Below are 3,258 nucleotides of genomic sequence, written 5' to 3' on the forward strand. Positions count from 1 at the left end.
CAATCCTTTTTCTGAAGATATTTTTCATGCTCTGTTATCTTCCAATAGGCTTTGTAAACTTCTTCATTTACTGGTACGGCTTTTCCTTTGACATAAAGGTAATATTCTTTCTTCTCCATTGTGTGTTCCTCCTTTTTTAAGTTCTCTTTTTGGGTTTTCTGAGAATAAAAAAGGAGGGCTTCTACACTTTGGCGTAAAAAGTCCTCCGAAAATAACAATCAAATTAACTCTTATTGTTATTACACTATTTAATTGTTCAAGAAAATATCTATATAAAAGCGAACCAAAAAGGCATAATCAACAGCCTATTTACAAAACATGAATACGCACTCATTCACATTACCTCCATAACTATTTCTACACTTAGATGCCTCCTTATTTTTGAATCAGCAGATGAAATTCGTAATTATAAATTGTTCTTTATTACCAATCTCAATTTTTTATGAATGCTAATAGCAAAAGGAATTGTGATGATTGTTGTTATCAAATCTGAAATTGCTTGTGCATATATAACACCATTTAGTCCCATAAATTTAGGCAACATTAAAATGATAGGGATAAATACAATGCCTTGTCGCAATGAGTTTAGAAATATTCCCCCTAATGCCTTTCCCATAGACAAATATAAGGTAGAGTAGGTAAACTGAAATCCAAATGTTATAAACATAATGACACCTGCTCGTAATGCCTGCACTGCTATATTTAATACATTTTCATCAGTCCCAAATATAGATAATATACTTGGTGAAAAAATATAAATTATCAAAGTCCACACTATGCAAAATACATTTGTCCATTTAATACTTGCCTTGATAGCACCTCTCACTCTTTCATAATTCTTAGCTCCGTAATTAAATCCGGCTAACGGTTGAAGTCCCTTCATATATCCCAATACAACATTTGTTCCAAGTGTTACAATCCTAAGAGCAATACCTATTGCAGCTATTGCTTCTTCTCCATAAAAGGACGCTGCATAAGATATTTTACTTATAGATATAGTTTGTAAAATCTGAAGTATCAACATGGAAATTCCTATCTTCAATATCTCTTTATAAATTGCAAATGTAGGCTTGAAGTTAGATAATTTCATCTCAATTAAATTTTTATCTCCTATAAAGTAAATGAGATACATTAGACTCGTTATCACTCTGGTTATAAGTGTCGCAATAGCTGCACCTCTCACTCCTAAATTAAGTCCAAATATGAATATCGGATCCAAAACCATATTTGATATAGAACCTAAAAGCATAGCTTTTAATGAAATTTTGGCAGCTCCTTGTGCAACGACTAAGTTACCAAGTGTTACATTGATTGATCCCAAAATACCGCCTACTATGAATATTCCTGTATAAGACTTAGAAATTTCCATAATAGATGGAATGGCTCCCATAAATTTCAAAACGCCCTCTAAATAGCAAAACAATACAATAGCTGTAATTATCCCTAAAATTGCACTTGATATAAGAGCAACTGTTGCTACAATACTTGCTTCCTTTTTATTATTTTCTCCAAGTAGCCTTGATATATAAGAGCCTGCTCCTGCACCAAATGTTAATCCTATTCCTAAAAAGATAAGTTGAATTGGGAACGCAACTGAAACGGCAGCTACTGCCTCTTTCCCAAGTCCAGACACAAAATAGGTATCCACAACATTGTATAAAGCAGCTACCAATAAACTGACAACCATAGGAATACCTAACTTAAAAAGTGACTTATCAATATTTTCTTCTTTCAAAATTTTTATTCTGTTTTCGTTCATTTAAACTTTCTCCACTTCTCAATATTTTGTTTTCTGTATTTATGCAACAAAAAAAGGCATAAATACAAAATAGTATCTGCCTTTTGCTTAATAATTTATAAAACAAAAGGCTACAGACAAAACATTGCCTATAGCCCTTTACATTTTAATTATATATCGAGAAATGTACACAAAAACAAAGCCAATAAATGGCCTAATTTTTTTGTATTTCCCGATGAAATATTAAATGCAATCTATTTGCTATACTCTGTACAATGTTTCATCGGTTTCATTTGTACAGAATTAAGTTTGTTCTTAGGATGATTTCTTAAGTGAATTCTCATAACAATCCCCTTTCAGCTATATAGTAATATTTTATCATATTTTTCAAAAATCGTCAAAACAACATACTCACATCAGAAAGTTTCGATTTTCCCCTTAAAATTATTCGCTTTATCTATCAACGAACCTCTGAATCCCATTGTAAAAGCAATGTTACTACTTCTAATTGCCAAAAGTTTATCTCCTATGTTAACACCCAAAGAATCCATTAAAGACTGAGGAAGATTTACATTTGTTCCATTCAAAGATAGCCATCCATACATTCTCCCCTTATATGAAATAAGTTCTCCCTCTTGTAAACTTCTCTCTGCCAAACATTTATTTCTAACTAATATGCTATTTAATTTTGAATCGGAAAGTAATTTTTCCGGCATAACACAGAAGCCACCTGTCTGCTTACTTCCTGAAACAATATAGACATACTTTTCTTTTTCTAATTTGTACTCCTTTATTGCCATAGTCGGAAAACTTAACTCTCCATCTTCTTTTATCTTCGACCAACCAAAAATATATTTTCCGCCTTTAGTCATCTGTGGCATTGTCTTCACTCTCCTTTAATGCTCTTTTGGTAATTCGAATTGCACCGGCACTATGGATACGAACAACAGGATGTGCATCATTATCTGCAAGCCACTGTAATTTTTCTAAGTATGGTTTGACATAGTACGGTTTCCTTTTTCCTATTACTCTGAACATTTCAGGTGCTTCTATCCGTATTCTCTCCCCTTTGTCTTGTATCATTTCATAAAACATATCAAGTTTTTCACAGAACAGTTCCGGAGCATTTGTTGCAATATTTTCACAAGCCCAAACGAATGCAAGTCTTACTTCATCTACATTATCTTTTCTCATTTCCATTATTTTATCTAAATATGGAACAATCAACTGCTTATCAGCTCTGCCTATTCTTCCAAGTGCATTTACTGAACGCTCTCTTAATTTAGAGCGATCATCATGTAAGTAACTTGCAATATCTGCAACATACTTTTTTACTTCTAATGGATAATTTAATCCCATTTCTCCAAGAAGCCATAAGACCTTTGCTTTTACATCGTCAGAATGATTTTCGTTCAAGTAAATAGAAACTTCATCAATAGCTGTTTTCCAATTCTCCTTATTTTTCGGGTTGTATAATATTTAGCGTTGGTGAGAGAAAAAATTCTCTCCCAACGCTAAAT

General features: G+C 32.5%; 3 protein-coding genes and 1 pseudogene. All 4 read right to left on the reverse strand.

All coding sequences use genetic code 11. From position 1 onward, the window contains the following. A pseudogene (locus tag HMPREF1639_RS06670) lies at positions 1-119 on the reverse strand (sigma-70 family RNA polymerase sigma factor); the annotation flags it as partial. 287 nt (positions 120-406) lie between these two features. Continuing rightward, positions 407-1,759: an MATE family efflux transporter gene (locus HMPREF1639_RS06675; RefSeq protein WP_036764689.1), complete on the reverse strand. Its 1,353-nt coding sequence runs from the start codon at positions 1,757-1,759 to the stop codon at positions 407-409. Positions 1,760-2,154: 395 nt separating this feature from the next. Next, on the reverse strand, positions 2,155-2,619 hold the full coding sequence (locus HMPREF1639_RS06680; RefSeq protein WP_024379010.1) for a hypothetical protein: 465 nt from the start codon (positions 2,617-2,619) through the stop codon (positions 2,155-2,157). Continuing rightward, the gene (locus HMPREF1639_RS06685; protein WP_242847297.1) at positions 2,603-3,154 is read right to left on the reverse strand and encodes a HEAT repeat domain-containing protein; all 552 of its coding nucleotides are present in this window, start codon (positions 3,152-3,154) and stop codon (positions 2,603-2,605) included. The genes HMPREF1639_RS06680 and HMPREF1639_RS06685 overlap by 17 nt, the downstream gene beginning before the upstream one ends. Positions 3,155-3,258 lie beyond the last annotated feature (104 nt).

Origin of the sequence: Peptostreptococcus sp. MV1 (assembly GCF_000758885.1) — a bacterium.
Taxonomy (GTDB): Bacteria; Bacillota; Clostridia; order Peptostreptococcales; family Peptostreptococcaceae; genus Peptostreptococcus.